This window comes from Pigmentiphaga aceris (assembly GCF_008119665.1).
Taxonomy (GTDB): Bacteria; Pseudomonadota; Gammaproteobacteria; order Burkholderiales; family Burkholderiaceae_B; genus Pigmentiphaga; species Pigmentiphaga aceris.
Map to the genome: position 1 here is coordinate 5,846,596 of NZ_CP043046.1, position 19,293 is coordinate 5,865,888.

General features: G+C 59.2%; 19 protein-coding genes and 4 tRNA genes. 12 read left to right on the top strand and 11 right to left on the bottom strand.

Translation table 11 applies throughout. The features are described from left to right. Nucleotides 1-8 precede the first annotated feature (8 nt). From rplV to rpsL, 11 genes are all read right to left on the bottom strand, one after another. Nucleotides 9-341: a 50S ribosomal protein L22 gene (gene rplV / locus FXN63_RS25200; RefSeq protein ID WP_148818250.1), complete on the bottom strand. Its 333-nt coding sequence runs from the start codon at nucleotides 339-341 to the stop codon at nucleotides 9-11. Between the two features lie 3 nt (nucleotides 342-344). Next, on the bottom strand, nucleotides 345-620 hold the full coding sequence (gene rpsS / locus FXN63_RS25205) for a 30S ribosomal protein S19 (protein WP_148818251.1): 276 nt from the start codon (nucleotides 618-620) through the stop codon (nucleotides 345-347). 9 nt (nucleotides 621-629) lie between these two features. Beyond that, entirely contained in the window at nucleotides 630-1,457 is an 828-nt protein-coding gene (gene rplB, locus FXN63_RS25210) for a 50S ribosomal protein L2 (protein ID WP_148818252.1), read from the bottom strand. Further along, a complete protein-coding gene (gene rplW, locus FXN63_RS25215; protein ID WP_148818253.1) occupies nucleotides 1,458-1,757 on the bottom strand; it encodes a 50S ribosomal protein L23 in 300 nt (99 codons plus the stop codon). Then, nucleotides 1,754-2,374, bottom strand: a complete 621-nt coding sequence (gene rplD, locus FXN63_RS25220; protein ID WP_148818254.1) for a 50S ribosomal protein L4 — start codon at nucleotides 2,372-2,374, stop codon at nucleotides 1,754-1,756. The genes rplW and rplD overlap by 4 nt, the downstream gene beginning before the upstream one ends. A 2-nt stretch (nucleotides 2,375-2,376) precedes the next feature. Then, nucleotides 2,377-3,069, bottom strand: coding sequence for a 50S ribosomal protein L3 (rplC, locus tag FXN63_RS25225; RefSeq protein WP_148818255.1), 693 nt, complete (start codon nucleotides 3,067-3,069; stop codon nucleotides 2,377-2,379). Between the two features lie 276 nt (nucleotides 3,070-3,345). Further along, a complete protein-coding gene (rpsJ, locus tag FXN63_RS25230) occupies nucleotides 3,346-3,657 on the bottom strand; it encodes a 30S ribosomal protein S10 (protein WP_148818256.1) in 312 nt (103 codons plus the stop codon). A 70-nt stretch (nucleotides 3,658-3,727) separates the two neighbouring features. After that, complete coding sequence (gene tuf, locus FXN63_RS25235; protein ID WP_148818257.1) at nucleotides 3,728-4,918, bottom strand: elongation factor Tu; 1,191 nt, start codon at nucleotides 4,916-4,918, stop codon at nucleotides 3,728-3,730. A 68-nt stretch (nucleotides 4,919-4,986) separates the two neighbouring features. Further along, on the bottom strand, nucleotides 4,987-7,089 hold the full coding sequence (gene fusA, locus FXN63_RS25240; protein ID WP_148818259.1) for an elongation factor G: 2,103 nt from the start codon (nucleotides 7,087-7,089) through the stop codon (nucleotides 4,987-4,989). Nucleotides 7,090-7,174: 85 nt separating this feature from the next. Next, complete coding sequence (gene rpsG, locus FXN63_RS25245) at nucleotides 7,175-7,645, bottom strand: 30S ribosomal protein S7 (protein WP_148818261.1); 471 nt, start codon at nucleotides 7,643-7,645, stop codon at nucleotides 7,175-7,177. A gap of 283 nt (nucleotides 7,646-7,928) precedes the next feature. Further along, complete coding sequence (rpsL, locus tag FXN63_RS25250) at nucleotides 7,929-8,306, bottom strand: 30S ribosomal protein S12 (RefSeq protein ID WP_148818263.1); 378 nt, start codon at nucleotides 8,304-8,306, stop codon at nucleotides 7,929-7,931. Between the two features lie 792 nt (nucleotides 8,307-9,098). On the opposite strand from rpsL, the gene FXN63_RS25255 reads away from it, so the two are divergent. The 12 genes from FXN63_RS25255 to rpoB all read left to right on the top strand — a co-directional run bounded on the left by FXN63_RS25255 (nucleotide 9,099) and on the right by rpoB (nucleotide 19,273). Further along, a tRNA-Tyr gene (locus FXN63_RS25255) sits at nucleotides 9,099-9,185 on the top strand. 139 nt (nucleotides 9,186-9,324) lie between these two features. Further along, nucleotides 9,325-9,398, top strand: a tRNA-Gly gene (locus FXN63_RS25260). An 85-nt stretch (nucleotides 9,399-9,483) separates the two neighbouring features. Then, nucleotides 9,484-9,558: transfer RNA gene (locus FXN63_RS25265), tRNA-Thr, on the top strand. 50 nt (nucleotides 9,559-9,608) lie between these two features. Continuing rightward, the gene (gene tuf / locus FXN63_RS25270; RefSeq protein WP_148818257.1) at nucleotides 9,609-10,799 is read left to right on the top strand and encodes an elongation factor Tu; all 1,191 of its coding nucleotides are present in this window, start codon (nucleotides 9,609-9,611) and stop codon (nucleotides 10,797-10,799) included. Nucleotides 10,800-10,943: 144 nt separating this feature from the next. Further along, nucleotides 10,944-11,019 (top strand) — tRNA-Trp (locus FXN63_RS25275). A 108-nt stretch (nucleotides 11,020-11,127) separates the two neighbouring features. Continuing rightward, nucleotides 11,128-11,508: a preprotein translocase subunit SecE gene (secE, locus tag FXN63_RS25280; RefSeq protein ID WP_148818265.1), complete on the top strand. Its 381-nt coding sequence runs from the start codon at nucleotides 11,128-11,130 to the stop codon at nucleotides 11,506-11,508. Nucleotides 11,509-11,510: 2 nt separating this feature from the next. Further along, the gene (nusG, locus tag FXN63_RS25285) at nucleotides 11,511-12,044 is read left to right on the top strand and encodes a transcription termination/antitermination protein NusG (RefSeq protein ID WP_148818267.1); all 534 of its coding nucleotides are present in this window, start codon (nucleotides 11,511-11,513) and stop codon (nucleotides 12,042-12,044) included. A gap of 205 nt (nucleotides 12,045-12,249) precedes the next feature. Then, nucleotides 12,250-12,681 (top strand): 50S ribosomal protein L11, encoded by a 432-nt coding sequence (rplK, locus tag FXN63_RS25290; RefSeq protein WP_148818269.1) that lies wholly within the window; start codon nucleotides 12,250-12,252, stop codon nucleotides 12,679-12,681. Further along, on the top strand, nucleotides 12,681-13,376 hold the full coding sequence (gene rplA, locus FXN63_RS25295; RefSeq protein ID WP_148818271.1) for a 50S ribosomal protein L1: 696 nt from the start codon (nucleotides 12,681-12,683) through the stop codon (nucleotides 13,374-13,376). Before rplK ends, rplA begins: the two co-directional genes overlap by 1 nt. A gap of 379 nt (nucleotides 13,377-13,755) precedes the next feature. Next, nucleotides 13,756-14,286: a 50S ribosomal protein L10 gene (rplJ, locus tag FXN63_RS25300; protein ID WP_148818273.1), complete on the top strand. Its 531-nt coding sequence runs from the start codon at nucleotides 13,756-13,758 to the stop codon at nucleotides 14,284-14,286. 72 nt (nucleotides 14,287-14,358) lie between these two features. Beyond that, nucleotides 14,359-14,739 (top strand): 50S ribosomal protein L7/L12, encoded by a 381-nt coding sequence (gene rplL, locus FXN63_RS25305; RefSeq protein WP_148818275.1) that lies wholly within the window; start codon nucleotides 14,359-14,361, stop codon nucleotides 14,737-14,739. Between the two features lie 421 nt (nucleotides 14,740-15,160). Next, nucleotides 15,161-19,273, top strand: a complete 4,113-nt coding sequence (gene rpoB, locus FXN63_RS25310) for a DNA-directed RNA polymerase subunit beta (protein WP_148818277.1) — start codon at nucleotides 15,161-15,163, stop codon at nucleotides 19,271-19,273. Nucleotides 19,274-19,293: the final 20 nt, after the last annotated feature.

Consider the following 19,293-nt stretch of genomic DNA (forward strand, 5'->3'; position numbering starts at 1 on the left):
GCCGCTCCTTAAACCCCGACCTTGACCACAATGTGGCAGGTCTGTTTCTCGATCTTCACGCCGCGGCCCTTGGCCCGTGCATCGAAGCGCTTCAGCGACTCACCCTTGTCGACGTAGATGGTTTTCACCTTCAGTTCGTCGATGTCGGCACCGTCGTTGTGCTCAGCATTCGCGATGGCGCTTTCCAGTGCCTTCTTGATGATGCCGGCAGACTTCTTGGGCGTGAAAGTCAGAATGTTGATAGCGTGGGCAACCGGCTTGCCGCGGACGAGATCCGCAACCAGACGTGCCTTCTGGGCCGAGACGCGAACGCCGCGGACAATCGATGTGGTATCAGCCATTCCTTACCTCTTGGCCTTTTTGTCCGCAGCATGGCCCTTGAACGTACGGGTCATGGCGAACTCGCCGAGCTTGTGACCAACCATGTTCTCGTTGACGTACACGGGCACATGTTGGCGGCCGTTGTGAACCGCAATCGTCAGACCGATGAAATCGGGCAGGATCGTGGAACGGCGCGACCAGGTCTTGATCGGCTTCTTGTCTTTTCCGGCCGTTGCCGCCTCGACCTTCTTCAGAAGGTGCAGGTCGACGAACGGGCCTTTCTTGATAGAACGTGACATGGTCGCCCCTTACTTCTTCTTGCGTCGCGAGACGATCATATTGCTCGTCCGCTTGTTGCGACGGGTCTTGAAGCCCTTGGTCGGCGTGCCCCACGGGGACACGGGCTCACGAGCTTCACCGGTACGGCCTTCACCACCACCGTGCGGGTGATCAACCGGGTTCATGGCAACGCCACGAACGGTCGGACGAATACCGCGCCAACGAGTTGCACCGGCCTTGCCGATTTGGCGCAGACCATGCTCTTCGTTGCTGACTTCGCCGAGGGTGGCGCGGCACTCGATGTGCACGCGGCGCACTTCGCCGGAGCGCAGGCGGACTTGGGCGTAGGTGCCTTCACGGGCCAACAGCACGGCAGAGGTACCTGCCGAACGGACCATCTGTGCACCCTTGCCGGGGGTCAGCTCGACGTTGTGGATGGTGCTACCGACCGGGATGTTGCGAATCGGAAGGGTATTACCAGCACGGATCGGCGCTTCGATACCGGACAGCAGGGTTGCGCCCACTGCCAGACCACGCGGCGCAATGATGTACCGGCGTTCGCCATCGGCGTAAACGACCAGTGCAATGTGCGCGGTGCGGTTCGGATCGTATTCAATGCGTTCAACCTTGGCCGGAATTCCGTCCTTGTTGCGCTTGAAATCGACGACGCGGTAATGATGCTTGTGGCCACCGCCGCGATGACGCGTCGTGATGTGACCATTGTTGTTGCGGCCAGCATTCTGGAATTGCTTTTCCAGCAGCGGCGCAAACGGTTCGCCCTTGTGCAGGTGGGGGTGAACCACCTTCACCATCCCGCGGCGACCCGGGGAGGTCGGCTTCAGCTTGACGATGGGCATTTACTTGATCTCCTGCGCAAAGTCGATTTCCTGACCCGGCGCGAGCGAGACATATGCCTTGCGCTCGTTACGACGGCGGCCGTTGAAACGACCAAAGCGCTTAGCCTTGCCCTTGGTGTTCAAGACACGCACGGCCTCGACCTGCACTTTGAAGAGCAGTTCGACCGCGGCCTTGATTTCCGGCTTGGTAGCGTCTTGCAGGATACGGAAAGTCACTTGCTGGTTCTTGTCGGCGATGAACGTGCTCTTTTCAGAGACGATCGGCGCCAGCAGCACTTTCATCAGACGGTCATTGCTCATCCCAGCAACTCCTCGAACTGAGCGATCGCGTTCTTCGTGATCAACACATTCTTGTAGTGGATCAGGGACAACGGATCAGCGTAACGGGTCTCGACCACTGCCACGTTCGGCAGGTTGCGAGTCGCCAGGTACAGGTTCTCGTCGACCGAGTCCGTGATGATCAGGACGGATTCCAGACCCATTGCCTTCAGCTTGTCAGCTGCGAGCTTGGTCTTCGGCTCGGCAAGGGTGAAACCATCAACGATCGAGATACGGTCTTCGCGAGCCAACTGCGAGAGGATCGAGCGGATACCCGCGCGATGCATCTTCTTGTTGACCTTCTGCGAGAAGTTTTCGTCGGGCGAGTTCGGGAAAGTACGACCACCACCACGCCACAGGGGCGACGACGACATACCGGCACGAGCGCGGCCCGTACCCTTCTGGCGCCACGGCTTCTTCGTGGTGTGCTTGACCTGCTCACGGTCTTTCTGCGCGCGATTGCCGCTACGTGCGTTGGCTTGATAAGCCACGACGATCTGGTGGATCAGCGCTTCGTTGTATTCGCGGCCGAACACGGTGTCCGGAGCGGTAACGGTTGCAGAGGACTGGCCCTGGTCATTCAGGAGCTTGAGTTCCATCTTCAGGCTCCTTTGATGGCGGGACGTACGATGATGTTCGCGCCAGCGTGGCCGGGGACTGCGCCCTTGACCAACAGCAGGCCGCGTTCAGCATCAACGCGAACCACATCGAGATTTTGCACGGTACGCTGCACGTCACCGAGGTGACCTGCCATGCGCTTACCGGGGAACACACGACCCGGATCTTGCGCCATACCGATCGAGCCGGGAACGCGGTGCGAACGGCTGTTACCGTGCGAAGCGCGTTGCGACTTGAAGTGGTGACGCTTGATGGTACCGGCGAAGCCTTTACCGATCGTGGTGCCGGTCACGTCCACTTTCTGGCCAGCAGTGAACAGGCTCTCGACGGCGATAACGGCACCGGGAGCAAATTCTGCGGCTTTCGAGGGGGCGAGACGGAATTCTTTGAGCAGGCTACCCGCTTCAACACCCGCTTTCGCGAAGTGTCCGGTTTGGGGAGCTGCAACACGCGAGGCACGACGAGTGCCATACGTGACCTGAACGGCTGCATAGCCGTCAGATTCGGGGGCCTTGACCTGGGTCACACGGTTGTTCGACACGTCCAGCACGGTCACGGGAATGCTTTCGCCTTCTTCCGTGAAAATGCGGGTCATGCCAACCTTGCGACCCACCAGGCCCAGCCGGAATGCGGCAGGCGTGGTGGCCGACGATTGGGTCGACATCGTTTTCTCCATTCCCGACTACGATTGGCCGGGGCTAATTTAAGTTACTGCGGGCTACTTGCCAGGCTCGCCGCGAGACACGCGGGTAGTCACTGGGCGGTCAGCACCGGAATTGAACACTGCCCCCACAGCAAAACGCAGCGGCGGGCAATATCCAACAGCTCCAGCACCGAAGGGAATCCTTCTCGGGATTCCCTTGCAGCCGATCAACTTGCCGGTAAAGGCTGGCAAGCCAAAGAGTATAGCCCCCATGCTGCTTAAATAACAAGCAGCAATGGGGGCTACGTCTTAATTCAGCGCGATTTCCACATCCACACCAGCCGGCAGATCGAGGCGCATCAGTGCGTCAACGGTCTTGTCGGTCGGATCCACGATGTCCATCAGGCGCTGATGGGTGCGGATCTCGAACTGGTCGCGCGACGTCTTGTTGACGTGCGGCGAACGCAGGATGTCGTAGCGACGGATACGGGTGGGCAGCGGCACGGGACCACGGACCACAGCACCAGTGCGCTTGGCGGTTTCGACGATTTCGGCTGCCGATTGATCGATCAGCTTGTAGTCGAAAGCCTTCAGACGGATGCGGATTTTTTGCTTTTTCATGAAAGCGATTCCAAAGAACGAGTAAAGAACGAGCGTCGGGGATCATCCCCGACGCAAAGCAGCCTGAAAATTAGGCCAGGATCTTGGCAACGACGCCGGCGCCGACGGTACGACCGCCTTCACGGATGGCGAAGCGCAGACCTTCTTCCATGGCGATGGGGTTGATCAGCTTGACGGTGATCGACACGTTGTCGCCGGGCAGAACCATTTCCTTGCCTTCGGGCAGGGTGATCGAACCGGTCACGTCCGTGGTACGGAAGTAGAACTGGGGACGATAGCCTTGGAAGAACGGGGTGTGACGGCCGCCCTCGTCCTTCGACAAGATGTACACCTCGGCGGTGAAGTCGGTGTGCGGCTTGATCGAACCGGGCTTCGACAGCACTTGGCCGCGTTCGACGTCTTCGCGCTTGGTGCCGCGCAGCAAGATGCCGACGTTGTCGCCTGCTTGACCTTGGTCGAGCAGCTTGCGGAACATTTCGACGCCGGTGCAAGTGGTCTTGACGGTGTCTTTGATACCGACGATTTCGATTTCTTCGCCGACCTTGACGATACCGCGCTCGATACGGCCGGTCACGACGGTGCCGCGGCCAGAGATCGAGAACACGTCTTCGACGGGCATCAGGAAGGTGCCGTCAACTGCGCGCTCGGGCAGGGGGATGTACGAGTCCAGGGCGTCGGCCAGGCGGAAGATGGCGGGTTCGCCGTTTTCCGATTGGTCGCCTTCCAGGGCCAGACGTGCCGAGCCGGTGATGATCGGGGTGTCGTCGCCGGGGAAGTCGTACTTCGACAGAAGTTCGCGAACTTCCATTTCGACGAGTTCCAGCAGTTCAGCGTCGTCCACCAGGTCAGCCTTGTTCAGGAAGACGATGATGTACGGCACGCCGACCTGGCGGGACAGCAGGATGTGTTCACGGGTTTGGGGCATCGGGCCGTCAGCGGCCGAGCAAACCAGGATAGCGCCGTCCATTTGAGCGGCACCGGTGATCATGTTCTTCACATAGTCAGCGTGGCCCGGGCAATCAACGTGAGCGTAGTGGCGGGTAGCCGTTTCGTACTCGACGTGGGCGGTGTTGATCGTGATGCCGCGTGCCTTTTCTTCGGGCGCTGCGTCGATCTGGTCGTAGCCCTTGGCTTCGCCGCCGAACTTGCGCGACAGAACCGTGGTGATTGCTGCGGTCAGCGTGGTCTTGCCGTGGTCAACGTGACCGATGGTACCGACGTTGACGTGCGGCTTGGTACGTTCGAATTTGCTTTTTGCCATGATTTATCTCTATTCCTGTCTATTTCTGGTTTACCGGGAGAACGACCAGCGCCCTCCCGAACGCCGTATTACTTGGCGCGCGCGGTAATGATCGCGTCCGCGACGTTCTTGGGCGCTTCAGCGTAGTGCTTGAATTCCATCGTGTACGTCGCACGACCTTGGGTCTGCGAACGCAGCGTGGTCGAGTAGCCGAACATTTCTGCCAGCGGAACTTCGGCCTTGATGACCTTGCCGCCGCCAACCATGTCGTCCATACCTTGGACCATACCGCGACGCGAGGACAGATCGCCCATCACGTTACCGGCGTAGTCTTCCGGAGTCTCGACTTCCACGGCCATCATGGGCTCGAGCAGCACGGGGCTGGCCTTGCGCATGCCGTCCTTGAAAGCCATCGAAGCTGCCATCTTGAACGCGTTTTCGTTCGAGTCCACATCGTGGTACGAACCGAAGAACAGCGTGACCTTGATGTCAACGATCGGGTAGCCAGCCATCACGCCCGAGGTCAGGGTTTCGATACAACCCTTTTCCACGGCCGGGATGAATTCGCGAGGAACCACACCGCCCTTGATGGCGTCGACGAATTCGAAGCCCTTGCCGGCTTCTTGCGGCTCGACCTTCAGAACCACGTGACCGTACTGACCGCGACCGCCGGACTGCTTGACGAACTTGCCTTCCGACTCTTCGCAGGTCTTGCGGATCGTTTCGCGGTAGGCAACCTGGGGCTTGCCCACGTTGGCTTCCACATTGAATTCACGCTTCATGCGATCGACCAGAATTTCCAGATGGAGCTCGCCCATGCCGGAAATGATGGTCTGACCCGATTCTTCGTCGGTGCGAACGCGGAACGACGGATCTTCCTGAGCCAGACGGCCCAGAGCAATACCCATGCGCTCTTGGTCAGCCTTGGTCTTCGGTTCGACAGCCTGCGAAATCACGGGCTCCGGGAACACCATGCGTTCCAGGGTGATGATCGCTTCCGGATCGCACAGCGTTTCGCCGGTGATCACTTCTTTCAGGCCGACCGCAGCAGCGATGTCGCCGGCACGGACTTCCTTGATTTCTTCGCGCTGGTTCGCGTGCATTTGCAGCAGACGACCGACACGATCCTTCTTGTGCTTGATCGGGTTGTACACGGTGTCACCCGAGTTCAACACGCCCGAGTACACACGGATGAAGGTCAGCTGACCGACGAACGGGTCCGTCATCAACTTGAACGCCAGAGCGGAGAACTTCGCCTTGTCGTCAGCTTCGCGGGTGGTCGGGGCTTCGTCGTCGTCGATACCGTCAACGGCAGGAATGTCCACCGGCGAGGGCAGATATTCGATGACCGCGTCGAGCATGGCCTGCACGCCCTTGTTCTTGAAGGCGGTGCCACACAGCATCGGCTGAATTTCGCCGGCGATGGTACGCGTACGGATGGCGAGCTTGATCTCGGCTTCCGACAGCTCACCCTCTTCCAGGTACTTGTTCATCAGGTCTTCAGACGACTCTGCAGCCGCTTCGACCAGCTTCTCGCGCCATTCGGCAGCGGTGTCAGCCAGCTCGGCCGGGATATCGGCGTATTCGAACTTGATGCCCTGGCTGGCTTCGTCCCAGAAGATAGCCTTCATCTTGACCAGGTCGACCACACCCTTGAAGGTGTCTTCGGCGCCGATCGGGATCTGCAGAGCCAACGGGTTGGCCTTCAGACGCAGACGCATCTGCTCGTAGACCTTGAAGAAGTTGGCACCGGTACGGTCCATCTTGTTCACGAAGGCCAGACGCGGGACCTTGTACTTGTTGGCCTGACGCCACACGGTTTCCGACTGGGGCTGAACGCCGCCCACAGCGCAGTAGACCATGCAAGCACCGTCGAGCACGCGCATCGAGCGTTCAACTTCAATGGTGAAGTCAACGTGACCCGGGGTGTCGATGATGTTGATGTGATGTTCAGCAAAGTTACCCGCCATGCCCTTCCAGAAGCAGGTGGTAGCAGCCGAGGTAATGGTAATGCCGCGCTCTTGCTCTTGCTCCATCCAGTCCATGGTGGCTGCGCCATCATGAACTTCGCCCAACTTGTGGTTGACGCCGGTATAGAACAGGATACGTTCGGTCGTGGTGGTCTTCCCTGCGTCGATGTGCGCAGAGATACCGATGTTGCGGTAGCGCTCGATCGGGGTCTTGCGGGCCATGATCGGTTCCTTCGTGACTTGATGCTATTGGTTCGCCGCACACAGGCGGCGAACCGAGGGAATGCAAACGCGCAAACGCGCTGGCTTACCAGCGGAAGTGGCTGAATGCCTTGTTGGCTTCGGCCATCTTGTGGGTGTCGTCACGCTTCTTGACGGCACCACCGCGGTTTTCGGCCGCGTCGAGCAATTCACCTGCCAAACGCAGGTCCATCGACTTCTCACCGCGCTTCTTTGCGGCTTCACGCAACCAACGCATGGCCAGTGCCACGCGACGGACCGGGCGGACTTCAACCGGGACCTGGTAGTTGGCACCACCAACGCGGCGGCTCTTCACTTCGACGATCGGCTTCACATTGCCCATCGCTTGCTGGAACACTTCAATAGCGTCCTTGCCGGTCTTGGTCGAGATTTGCTCGAGCGCGCCGTAAACGATCCGCTCAGCGACGGCCTTCTTGCCGGCGAGCATGATCACGTTCATGAATTTGGCGAGATCGACGCTACCGAACTTGGGATCCGGCAGGATTTCGCGCTTGGGTACTTCGCGACGACGGGGCATTTCAACACTTCCTTGTGTCAGTTCAGTTGAACCATGTGGGTTCGCTACAACGAATCATTGTGACTCGGGCGATCACCACACAGCCGCGGCGGCACCAACCGGTCTTGGCCGGGAGCCGCCCCTTACTCGTTGTCGCCAGAAATCTGGCAACCACGGGACCATTTCGCGCGCACGGGGCTTGGGCCACAGGGGCGCGTAACGTTGGGCATAACAGTAGAGCGATATTGCTTGCGGGCTGATCGATGAAGACCGTGCCCAGTGCCGGCGAACCGGCTGGCCAGAATTACTTGGCCTTCGGACGCTTCGCGCCGTACTTCGAACGCGACTGGCGACGATCCTTCACGCCTTGCAGATCGAGCGATCCGCGGACGATGTGGTAACGCACACCCGGCAAATCCTTCACACGGCCGCCGCGAACCAGAACCACCGAGTGTTCCTGGAGGTTGTGGCCTTCGCCGCCGATGTAGGAGATGACTTCGAAGCCGTTGGTCAGGCGAACCTTTGCAACTTTCCGCAGTGCGGAGTTCGGCTTCTTCGGGGTCGTGGTGTAAACACGGGTGCACACGCCGCGACGCTGCGGGCAGCTTTCGAGCGCGGGGCTCTTGCTCTTGGCATGGCTGGATTCGCGCGGCTTGCGCACGAGCTGGCTGATAGTAGGCATGACCTCTTCCGTAACCTTGCGGTCGGTGGGTTTCGGTGGTGGCCGAGCGGTAGTCCGGCTCCGTACACGAAGCCGCCACCCCCGATAAGGGTCACGCCTGCTTGCACGGGCCGCACGATCGCGCGGCATGTAGAACGCACCCTGCGCCAGCCAAGCCTGAATTCGAGAATTCAGCGTGACGCCGCATGGTGCATAAAAAACAACTTAAGGAAGACGAGAACGTTCAGGACAAGTGCGAAAGACAGGTCGCGCGAGGAAAAAAGCGATGCAGGAACACACACTGCAAAGAACTTTTTCAGTCACACGACACGCAAGGCACATGAATGCGCGTGCCTTTGTCCGATGACCACCCTGGGCACATGACAACAAGCCATGGCAAAGGGCTTTCCGGGTATGCACTACGCCCCGCTAGAGGAGAACAGAGTTTTCACCCTGTGCAGCACCTATATATAGGCACCCGTAGAAGAGAGCTTTTCAGCTCAGCGGCAAGAGCTTGTAAGCCATAAAAGCCTGTAAACCCCTACCCTTTTCAGCCCCGGCGGGCCATCTTCAAATCAAAGAACGCGCGGCCCGAGCGAGCCAACTCCAGAAGAGCCTTAGATATTAGCTTGCACAAATCTGCGCGTCAAACCCCACAAGCTCGATTTTTGTTGTAGTATTCGGCCTCGCCTCAAACGACTGACTGCGGCGCGAGCCGACTGGAACTCCCCAAACAAGGGAACGGAACAGAAGTTTGATGGGATAGGCGGTTGACTCGCTTATCCGAGAGCCTCATAATGCGAGGCTCCCTGCGGAGGGGTGCCCGAGTGGTTAAAGGGGGCAGACTGTAAATCTGTTGGCCTTGCGCCTACATTGGTTCGAATCCAATCTCCTCCACCAGTTTTATAAGGCGTTGATCTGTTTTAAGCCGCATTACGGTGCAGCAAAAAATAATCGGCGTCGCGAGGTGAAGTCAGCACGAAAGTCAGGCAGAATGCGGCCTCGCTGGAAATGTTGGCGGATCTGAGTTGTTGGCAGGGCGGGTGTAGCTCAATGGTAGAGCTGAAGCCTTCCAAGCTTATGACGAGGGTTCGATTCCCTTCACCCGCTCCAGTAAGTAGTACGACAAGTACTAGCAAGATCGATTGCAATACAGATTGGCTAGCCTCTCGGCAGCGAGTCTGAAGCATCAAGGTTTGCCCATTTGGCTCAGTGGTAGAGCACTCCCTTGGTAAGGGAGAGGTCACGTGTTCGATCCACGTAATGGGCACCATTCTTCCAAAGTTCCAGTAGTTCAAGCAGGCATCCAGTCGGGAGTCAGCCATGGCAAAAAGCAAATTCGAACGTACCAAGCCGCACGTCAACGTCGGTACCATCGGTCACGTTGACCACGGCAAGACCACGCTGACCGCAGCAATCACCACGGTTCTGTCGCGCAAGTTCGGCGGCGAAGCCAAGGGCTACGACCAGATCGACGCAGCGCCCGAAGAAAAGGCACGCGGCATCACGATCAACACCGCCCACGTCGAGTACGAAACGGCTACCCGCCACTACGCTCACGTTGATTGCCCGGGCCACGCTGACTATGTGAAGAACATGATCACCGGCGCCGCTCAAATGGACGGCGCTATCCTGGTTTGCTCGGCCGCTGACGGCCCGATGCCCCAAACCCGTGAACACATCTTGCTGTCGCGCCAAGTCGGCGTGCCGTACATCATCGTCTTCCTGAACAAGGCTGACCTGGTGGACGACGCTGAACTGCTGGAACTCGTCGAAATGGAAGTTCGCGAACTTCTGTCGAAGTACGACTTCCCCGGCGACGACACCCCGATCATCACCGGCTCGGCTCGTCTGGCCCTGGAAGGCGACCAATCGGAAAACGGCGAACCCGCCATCTTCCGCCTGGCCGACGCCCTGGACTCGTACATCCCCCTGCCCGAGCGCGCAGTTGACGGCACCTTCCTGATGCCCGTCGAAGACGTGTTCTCGATCTCTGGCCGCGGCACCGTCGTGACCGGCCGTATCGAGCGCGGTATCGTCAAGGTCGGCGAAGAAATCGAAATCGTCGGTATCAAAGACACCGTCAAGACCACTTGCACCGGCGTCGAAATGTTCCGCAAGCTGCTCGACCAAGGTCAAGCAGGCGACAACGTCGGCATCTTGCTGCGCGGCACCAAGCGCGAAGACGTCGAACGCGGCCAAGTGCTGTCGAAGCCCGGTTCGATCAAGCCGCACACCGACTTCACCGCCGAGGTGTACATCTTGTCGAAGGACGAGGGCGGCCGTCACACCCCGTTCTTCCAAGGCTATCGTCCCCAGTTCTACTTCCGTACCACGGACGTGACCGGTTCGATCACCCTGCCCGAAGGCAAGGAAATGGTTCTGCCCGGCGACAACGTGTCGATCACCGTCAAGCTGATCAACCCCATCGCCATGGAAGAAGGTCTGCGCTTCGCCATCCGTGAAGGCGGTCGTACCGTCGGCGCCGGCGTCGTCGCCAAGATCCTGGCCTAAGCAAGACTGTTGTTTCTACATTCCGGGAAAGCCAATTTTCCCGGAATTTGTTTGTCTCACACGAGGCAGACTTAAAGTGCACGTGACGGCGTAGCAATACGCTGTTAGAATTATGGGTTCGGAACGTATCGAAGCCATAGCAGTAGGGGCATAGCTCAATTGGCAGAGCGTCGGTCTCCAAAACCGAAGGTTGTAGGTTCGATTCCTACTGCCCCTGCCAAAATTTTCCCGGTGCTCGCGGGGCTACCCCGCGGGTAACCCGCTGCGGGTCCGGGGCACTATCTCAGTCACCGCCGCTTGCCGATTCAGGCGCGGCCCGGACGAATTGATGTCGAATCCAAACGTCGAAACCGTTACAAGCGCCTCCGACCGCGTCAAGGTCGGTTTGGCGCTGGCGTGCGTAGTTGCTGGTATTGCCGGCTATTATGCGCTGCCGACCAGCCCGACGATCGCTCGCGTCGGCGTGATTTTCCTTGGGCTGGCATTGGCTATTGCCATCGCCATGTTCAGCGAACCCGGCCGACGTTTCATCTCGTTTGGTCGCGATGCCTATTCGGAAACGCGCAAGGTGGTCTGGCCCACCCGCAAGGAAACTGTCACCACTACCGCTGCAGTGTTCGCATTCGCGGTAATCATGGCCCTCTTCCTGTGGATTACCGATAAATCGATCGAGTGGGTGCTGTACGACCTGATACTCGGCTGGAAATAAGCATGAGCAAGCGTTGGTACGTCGTCCATGTCTACTCGGGCATGGAAAAGAGCGTGCAGAAGGCGCTCACCGAGCGCCTCGAGCGGGCCGAGCTGCAAAATTCCTTCGGTCGCATCCTGGTGCCGACCGAGGAAGTCGTCGAAGTCAAGGGTGGCCAGAAGTCGATCACCGAGCGCCGGTTCTTCCCGGGCTACGTGCTGGTCGAGATGGACCTGACGGACGAGACCTGGCATTTGGTGAAGAGCACCAACAAGGTCACGGGCTTCATCGGTGGATCGGGTAACCGCCCCACCCCGATTTCCGAAAAGGAAGTCGAGAAGATCCTGTCGCAGATGGAAGAAGGCGTGGAAAAGCCGCGTCCGAAGATCCTGTTCGAAGTGGGCGAAATGGTCCGCGTCAAGGAAGGTCCGTTCACCGACTTCAACGGCAACGTGGAAGACGTGAACTACGAGAAGAGCAAGCTGCGCGTCTCGGTCACCATCTTCGGTCGCTCCACCCCGGTCGAGCTCGACTTCAGTCAGGTCGAAAAGTCCTGATCTCCAGGACGCTGTCCTGAGTCGGGCAACACGCCCGACAGCTTTCCAAAAGAATATTTGCCGGATGACGCGCTGTAGCCAGCCTCATCCGGTGGTCCGTGATGGAAACGTCACTGGCCAAAGCAGGGGTTCTGCCCCATCCGGCTGCAAACACTGGGGAGCACCTGCAAGTGCAGTGTGCGTCAATACCCGTTAGGAGCTAAACATGGCGAAAAAAATCGTCGGCTTCATCAAGCTGCAAGTGCCAGCTGGTAAAGCCAACCCGTCCCCCCCGATTGGCCCGGCTCTGGGTCAACGCGGCCTGAACATCATGGAATTCTGCAAGGCGTTCAACGCCAAGACCCAGGGTATGGAACCCGGTCTGCCGATTCCGGTGGTGATCACCGCCTTCGCGGACAAGAGCTTCACCTTCATCATGAAGTCGCCCCCGGCGACCATCCTGATCAAGAAGGCTGCTGGCATCACCAAGGGTTCGCCGAAGCCGCATACCGACAAGGTCGGCTCGCTGACCCGTGCCCAAGTCGAAGAAATCGTCAAGACCAAGCAACCTGATCTGACCGCGTCGGACATGGATGCAGCTGTCCGTACGATCGCTGGTAGCGCCCGCAGCATGGGCATCACGGTAGAGGGTCTGTAATGGCTAAGCAATCGAAGCGTCTCGCGGCCCTGGCTGCCAAGATCGACCGCACCAAGCTGTACCCGGTTGCCGAAGCTCTGGCCCTGGTGAAAGAAACCGCAACCGCCAAGTTCGATGAGTCCATCGACCTGGCCGTGCAACTCGGCATCGACGCCAAGAAGTCGGACCAGTTGGTTCGCGGCTCGGTCGTGCTGCCCGCAGGTACCGGCAAGTCGGTTCGCGTCGCCGTGTTCGCTCAAGGCGACAAGGCTGAAGCGGCCAAGGCTGCTGGTGCTGACATCGTCGGCATGGAAGACCTGGCCGACCGCATCAAGGCTGGTCAGATCGACTTCGACGTCGTGATCGCTTCGCCCGACACGATGCGCGTCGTCGGTGCCCTGGGCCAGGTCCTGGGTCCCCGTGGTCTGATGCCCAACCCCAAGGTTGGCACCGTGACCCCGGACGTCGCCACTGCAGTGAAGAACGCCAAGGCTGGTCAGGTTCAGTACCGTACCGACAAGGCCGGCATCATCCACGCAACCATCGGCCGTGCATCGTTCGGCGTCGAGCAGCTGCAGAGCAATCTGTTGGCACTCGTCGACGCACTGCAAAAGGCTCGTCCCGCAAGCGCCAAGGGTGTTTACCTGCGCAAGCTGGCCGTGTCCTCGACCATGGGCGGCGGTGTTCGCGTCGACCAGTCGTCGCTGACTGCCTAAGTTTGAACCAGCGTGTCGGCCTGCCGATGCGCTGATCAAACGGTAAGAAATAGCTGTACCAAACTTTGGGCTGCGCCGTGCAGCCAGTCGATTCGGCAAACCGATCGGCGGGCAAACGGCGCTGCTGTCAAAGACCGCTGGAGAACCTGGAATACGACCATTCGGAACGGTATCGAATGGCAGGTTTCAGGATCTTAATCCCGGCAACGCCTGATCGACGCCTTGCGAGTCAGAAAGATCGCAACAAGCAGTTCAGGTGCCCGGATCCAGCGCAGACGGCGGTCCCAGGAAGAATTCTTTTTGAAGAACTCGACCAGGTCGCCGCGTTCGGTTGACGCACGGGGATTTCCCAAGCGTCTCATGATGGAGTGTTCAAACCGTGAGTCTCAATCGTCAAGAGAAGTCGGTGGTCATCGAGGAAGTCTCGGCTCAAGTAGCCAAGGCTCAATCGATCATCGTCGCAGAGTACCGGGGTCTGGACGTCGCCTCTGTCACCGTACTGCGCCAAAAAGCGCGCGAGTCGGGTGTGTATCTGCGAGTTCTGAAGAACTCGCTGGTGCGCCGCGCAGTTGCTGGCACGCCTTTCGAGGCACTGTCGGCTCAGCTGACCGGTCCGCTGATCTACGGCGTTGCCGCTGATCCGGTCTCGGCAGCCAAGCTGTTGTCCGATTTTGCCAAAACCAACGACAAGCTCGTTCTGAAGGCCGGCGCTCTCCCGGGCGGCCTGCTGAACGTTGATGGCGTGAAGGCCCTGGCCTCCCTGCCCTCGCGCGAAGAGTTGCTGGCAAAGCTGTTGGGCACCATGCAAGCCCCGATCGCAACCTTTGCACGTACGCTCAACGAAGTCCCGACCAAGTTCGTCCGCGGCCTCGCAGCCGTTCGCGATCAAAAGTCGGAACAGGCCGCTTAATAAGCCCTGTTCGACTCGTTGGACAAGCGACACCAAATACCTGGCATTAAAAAATACCTGGAGTTCTAAGAAATGGCACTGAACAAAGCTGAAATCATCGAAGCAATCGCTGGCCTGACCGTTCTCGAACTGTCGGAACTGATCAAAGACCTGGAAGAAAAGTTCGGCGTGTCGGCTGCTGCCGCTGCTGTCGCTGTGGCCGCTCCGGCTGCTGGCGGTGCCGCTGCTGCTGCTGAAGAGCAGACCGAATTCAACGTCGTTCTGGTCGAAGCTGGCACCAGCAAGGTCAACGTCATCAAGGCCGTGCGCGAACTGACCGGCCTGGGTCTGAAGGAAGCCAAGGACCTGGTTGACGGCGCCCCGAAGAACGTGAAGGAAGGCGTGTCGAAGGCTGACGCCGAAGCCGCCAAGAAGAAGCTGGAAGAAGCCGGCGCCAAGGCTGAACTGAAGTAATTTCGGCCTAGCAAGTGCCCGGGGGTCGATAAATCGACCACCGGGTTTTTGCGTTTCTGGAACCGGTGTTTTATTGCCGGTTCCAGGAAACGCAAAGATGCAGAATCATTGCATTTGTAACAGACAGACGCGTCGAACTGTTGAAGCCTTGAAGATTTAATGTCGGGCTTTGCGGCAAGGCAGGTTTGTCGACCGGTTTGTCAGCATTACGTGATCCGCGTCGCACGGTGGATAGTCCGCCATGTCGACGGAACTCGACGGATTTTCGGTGCGCAGGGGGAAATGTCCCCACCGCCTGCGGACCCGAAATCCGTGCCGGGGTCCCGGCCGCCCGGAATGTACGCACCTGGTACGTTCCGTCTCGAAGAAGTCGTATTTTGGGCTGCTGCCCGCAGCCCGCGCAACCTGAGTCGGAGTGCTCATGCCCTACTCGTTCACCGAAAAGAAGCGCATCCGCAAGAGCTTCGCCAAGCGTGAGGACGTTCAAGCCGTTCCTTTCCTGCTGGCGACGCAGCTTGCCTCTTATCTCACTTTCCTGCAAGCCGACACCGGCCCCCTGCAGCGTAAGAGCGAAGGCCTGCAGGCCGCGTTCAGTTCAATTTTCCCGATTGTCAGCCATAACCAGATGGCGCGTCTTGAGTTCGTCAGCTACGTGCTGGGCGAGCCTGCTTTCGACGTGAAAGAGTGTCAGCAGCGTGGTCTGACCTTCGCATCTCCGTTGCGCGCCAAGGTTCGCCTGGTGCTGCTTGACCGCGAGGCAAGCAAGCCGACCGTCAAGGAAGTGAAGGAACAGGAAGTCTACATGGGCGAAATGCCGCTCATGACGACCACCGGTTCGTTCGTCATCAACGGTACCGAGCGCGTCATCGTGTCGCAGCTCCACCGTTCGCCTGGCGTGTTCTTCGAACACGATCGCGGCAAGACCCACAGCTCCGGCAAGCTCCTGTTCTCGGCACGCGTGATTCCTTACCGCGGCTCGTGGCTGGACTTCGAGTTCGACCCGAAGGACATTCTGTTCTTCCGCGTCGACCGCCGCCGCAAGATGCCCGTCACGATCCTGCTGAAGGCCATCGGCATGACGCCGGAGACCATCCTGTCGCACTTCTTCAAGTTCGATGCATTCGAACTGATGAACGAAGGCGGCCAGATGGAATTCGTGCCGGAACGCTGGAAGGGTGAAGTTGCTCGCTTCGACATCAACGACAAGTCGGGCAACACCATCGTCGGCAAGGACAAGCGCATCAACGCGAAGAACATTCGCGACCTGGTGTCGGCCGGCACCGAACGTATCTCGGTCCCCGAAGACTTCTTGCTGGGCCGTGCGCTCGCCAAGAACGCCATCGATCCGGATACGGGCGAAGTCGTGGCCAACGCCAACGACGAACTGACCGAATCGCTGCTGGAGCGCCTGCGCGCTGCCGGCGTTCGTCAGATCCAGACGCTGTACACGAACGACCTGGACCAGGGTCCGTACATTTCGCAGACCCTGCGTACCGACGAAACCACCGATCAGACCGCTGCGCGCGTGGCGATCTATCGCATGATGCGCCCGGGTGAGCCCCCGACCGAAGATGCGGTCGAGGCACTGTTCCATCGTCTGTTCTTCAACGAAGAGACGTATGACCTGTCGCGCGTTGGCCGCATGAAGGTCAACAGCCGCCTGGGTCGCGGCAACGACATCACCGGCTCGATGACGCTGGACAACGAAGACATCCTCGAAACCATCAAGGTTCTCGTTGAGCTTCGTAACGGCCGTGGCGAAATCGATGACATCGATCACTTGGGCAACCGTCGTGTTCGTTGCGTTGGCGAACTGGCCGAAAACCAGTTCCGCGCCGGTTTGGTGCGTGTTGAGCGTGCCGTCAAGGAACGTCTGGGCCAGGCCGAAGCCGAAAACCTGATGCCGCACGACCTGATCAACTCCAAGCCGATTTCGGCCGCAATCAAGGAGTTCTTCGGTTCGAGCCAGCTGTCGCAGTTCATGGACCAGACCAACCCGCTGTCGGAAATCACGCACAAGCGTCGTGTTTCCGCACTGGGCCCGGGCGGTCTGACCCGCGAACGCGCAGGCTTCGAAGTCCGCGACGTGCACCCGACCCACTACGGCCGCGTGTGCCCGATCGAAACGCCTGAAGGTCCGAACATCGGTCTGATCAACTCGATGGCGCTGTACGCACGCCTGAACGAGTACGGTTTCCTGGAAACGCCTTATCGCAAGGTGATCGAGGGTGCCGTGACCGACCAGATCGACTATCTGTCGGCCATCGAAGAAAGCAACTACGTGATCGCCCAGGCAAATGCTGCCCTGGACGACAACGGCCGCTTCTCCGACGACCTGGTTGCATCGCGCGAAGCCGGTGAAACCATGTTGACCGCACCGGAAAACGTGCACTACATGGACGTTGCCCCGTCGCAGATCGTGTCGGTTGCTGCCTCGCTGATTCCGTTCCTGGAACACGATGACGCGAACCGTGCACTGATGGGCGCCAACATGCAGCGTCAGGCCGTGCCTTGCCTGCGTCCGGAAAAGCCTGTCGTCGGTACCGGTATCGAACGTACCGTGGCCGTTGACTCGGGCACCACCGTGCAGGCACTGCGTGGCGGTCTGGTCGACTTCGTCGATGCCGACCGTGTCGTGATCCGTGTGAACGACGAAGAAAATATCGCCGGCGAAGTTGGCGTCGATATCTACAACCTGATCAAGTACACGCGTTCGAACCAGAACACGAACATCAATCAGCGTCCGATCGTCAAACGCGGCGACATCATCGCCAAGGGCGACGTGCTGGCTGACGGCGCATCGACCGACCTGGGCGAACTGGCCCTGGGTCAGAACATGCTGGTCGCGTTCATGCCGTGGAACGGCTACAACTTCGAAGACTCGATGTTGATCTCCGAGCGTGTGGTGTCGAACGACCGCTACACCTCGATCCACATCGAGGAACTGACGGTTGTTGCTCGTGACACCAAGCTGGGCTCGGAAGAAATCACGCGCGACATCTCGAACCTGTCGGAAGGCCAGCTTGGCCGTCTGGACGAGTCGGGCATCGTGTACATCGGTGCTGAAGTCGAAGCCGGTGACGTGCTGGTCGGCAAGGTCACGCCCAAGGGCGAAACCCAGCTGACGCCTGAAGAAAAGCTGCTGCGTGCGATCTTCGGTGAAAAAGCGTCGGACGTGAAAGACACCTCGCTGCGCGTGCCCTCGGGCATGATCGGCACGGTGATCGACGTCCAGGTGTTCACGCGTGAAGGCATCGTGCGTGACAAGCGCGCGCAGGCCATCATCGACGACGAACTCAAGCGTTATCGCCAAGACCTGAACGACCAGCTTCGCATTGTCGAAAACGATACCTTCCATCGTATCGAGAAGACCCTGCTGAACAAGGTTGTCAACGGTGGCCCGCGCAAGCTGGCCAAGGGCGCGACCCTGACCGCTGAATACTTGAACGAAGTCGATCGTTGGCAGTGGTTCGACATTCGCCTGGCTGACGAAGCCGGTGCGACTGCACTCGAACAAGCCAAGGAATCGATCGAAGCCAAGCGTCACCAGTTCGACCTGGCCTTCGAAGAAAAGCGCAAGAAGCTGACGCAAGGCGACGAGCTGCCCCCGGGCGTGCTGAAGATGGTCAAGGTCTATCTGGCCGTGAAGCGTCGTCTGCAGCCTGGCGACAAGATGGCAGGTCGTCACGGCAACAAGGGTGTGGTCTCCAAGATCACCCCGATCGAAGACATGCCGCACATGGCTGACGGTACCCCTGCCGACATCGTGCTGAACCCGCTGGGCGTGCCCTCGCGGATGAACGTCGGTCAGGTGCTGGAAGTCCACTTGGGCTGGGCTGCGAAGGGCCTCGGCCTGCGCGTGGCTGAAATGCTGAAAGACGCCCAGAAGATCGAAGTCCAGAAGATTCGTGAATTCCTGGCCAAGCTGTACAACTCGACCGGCACGCCCGCGCGCCTGGAAGAGCTGAGCGATGACGACATCATCGAACTGGCGAACAACCTGCGTAACGGCGTGCCGTTCGCAACGCCGGTGTTCGACGGTGCGTCGGAAGACGAAATCCGCCTGATGCTGGATCTCGCCTACCCCGACGACCTGGCTGAACGTCTGCATCTGCACAACTCGAAGACCCAGGCCTTCCTGTTCGACGGTCGTACCGGCGAGCAGTTCGAGCGCCCCGTGACCGTTGGCTACATGCACATGCTGAAGCTGCATCACCTGGTTGACGACAAGATGCACGCTCGCTCGACCGGCCCGTACTCGCTTGTTACCCAGCAGCCGCTGGGTGGTAAGGCGCAGTTCGGTGGTCAGCGCTTCGGTGAGATGGAAGTGTGGGCACTGGAAGCGTACGGCGCGGCTTACGTGCTGCAAGAAATGCTGACCGTGAAGTCCGATGACGTGAATGGCCGTACCAAGGTGTACGAGAACATCGTCAAGGGCGACCACGTGATCGAAGCCGGCATGCCGGAATCGTTCAACGTGCTGGTCAAAGAAATCCGGTCACTCGGGATCGACATGGATCTCGAGCGGAACTGATCGGATAACGGAATTTAGGA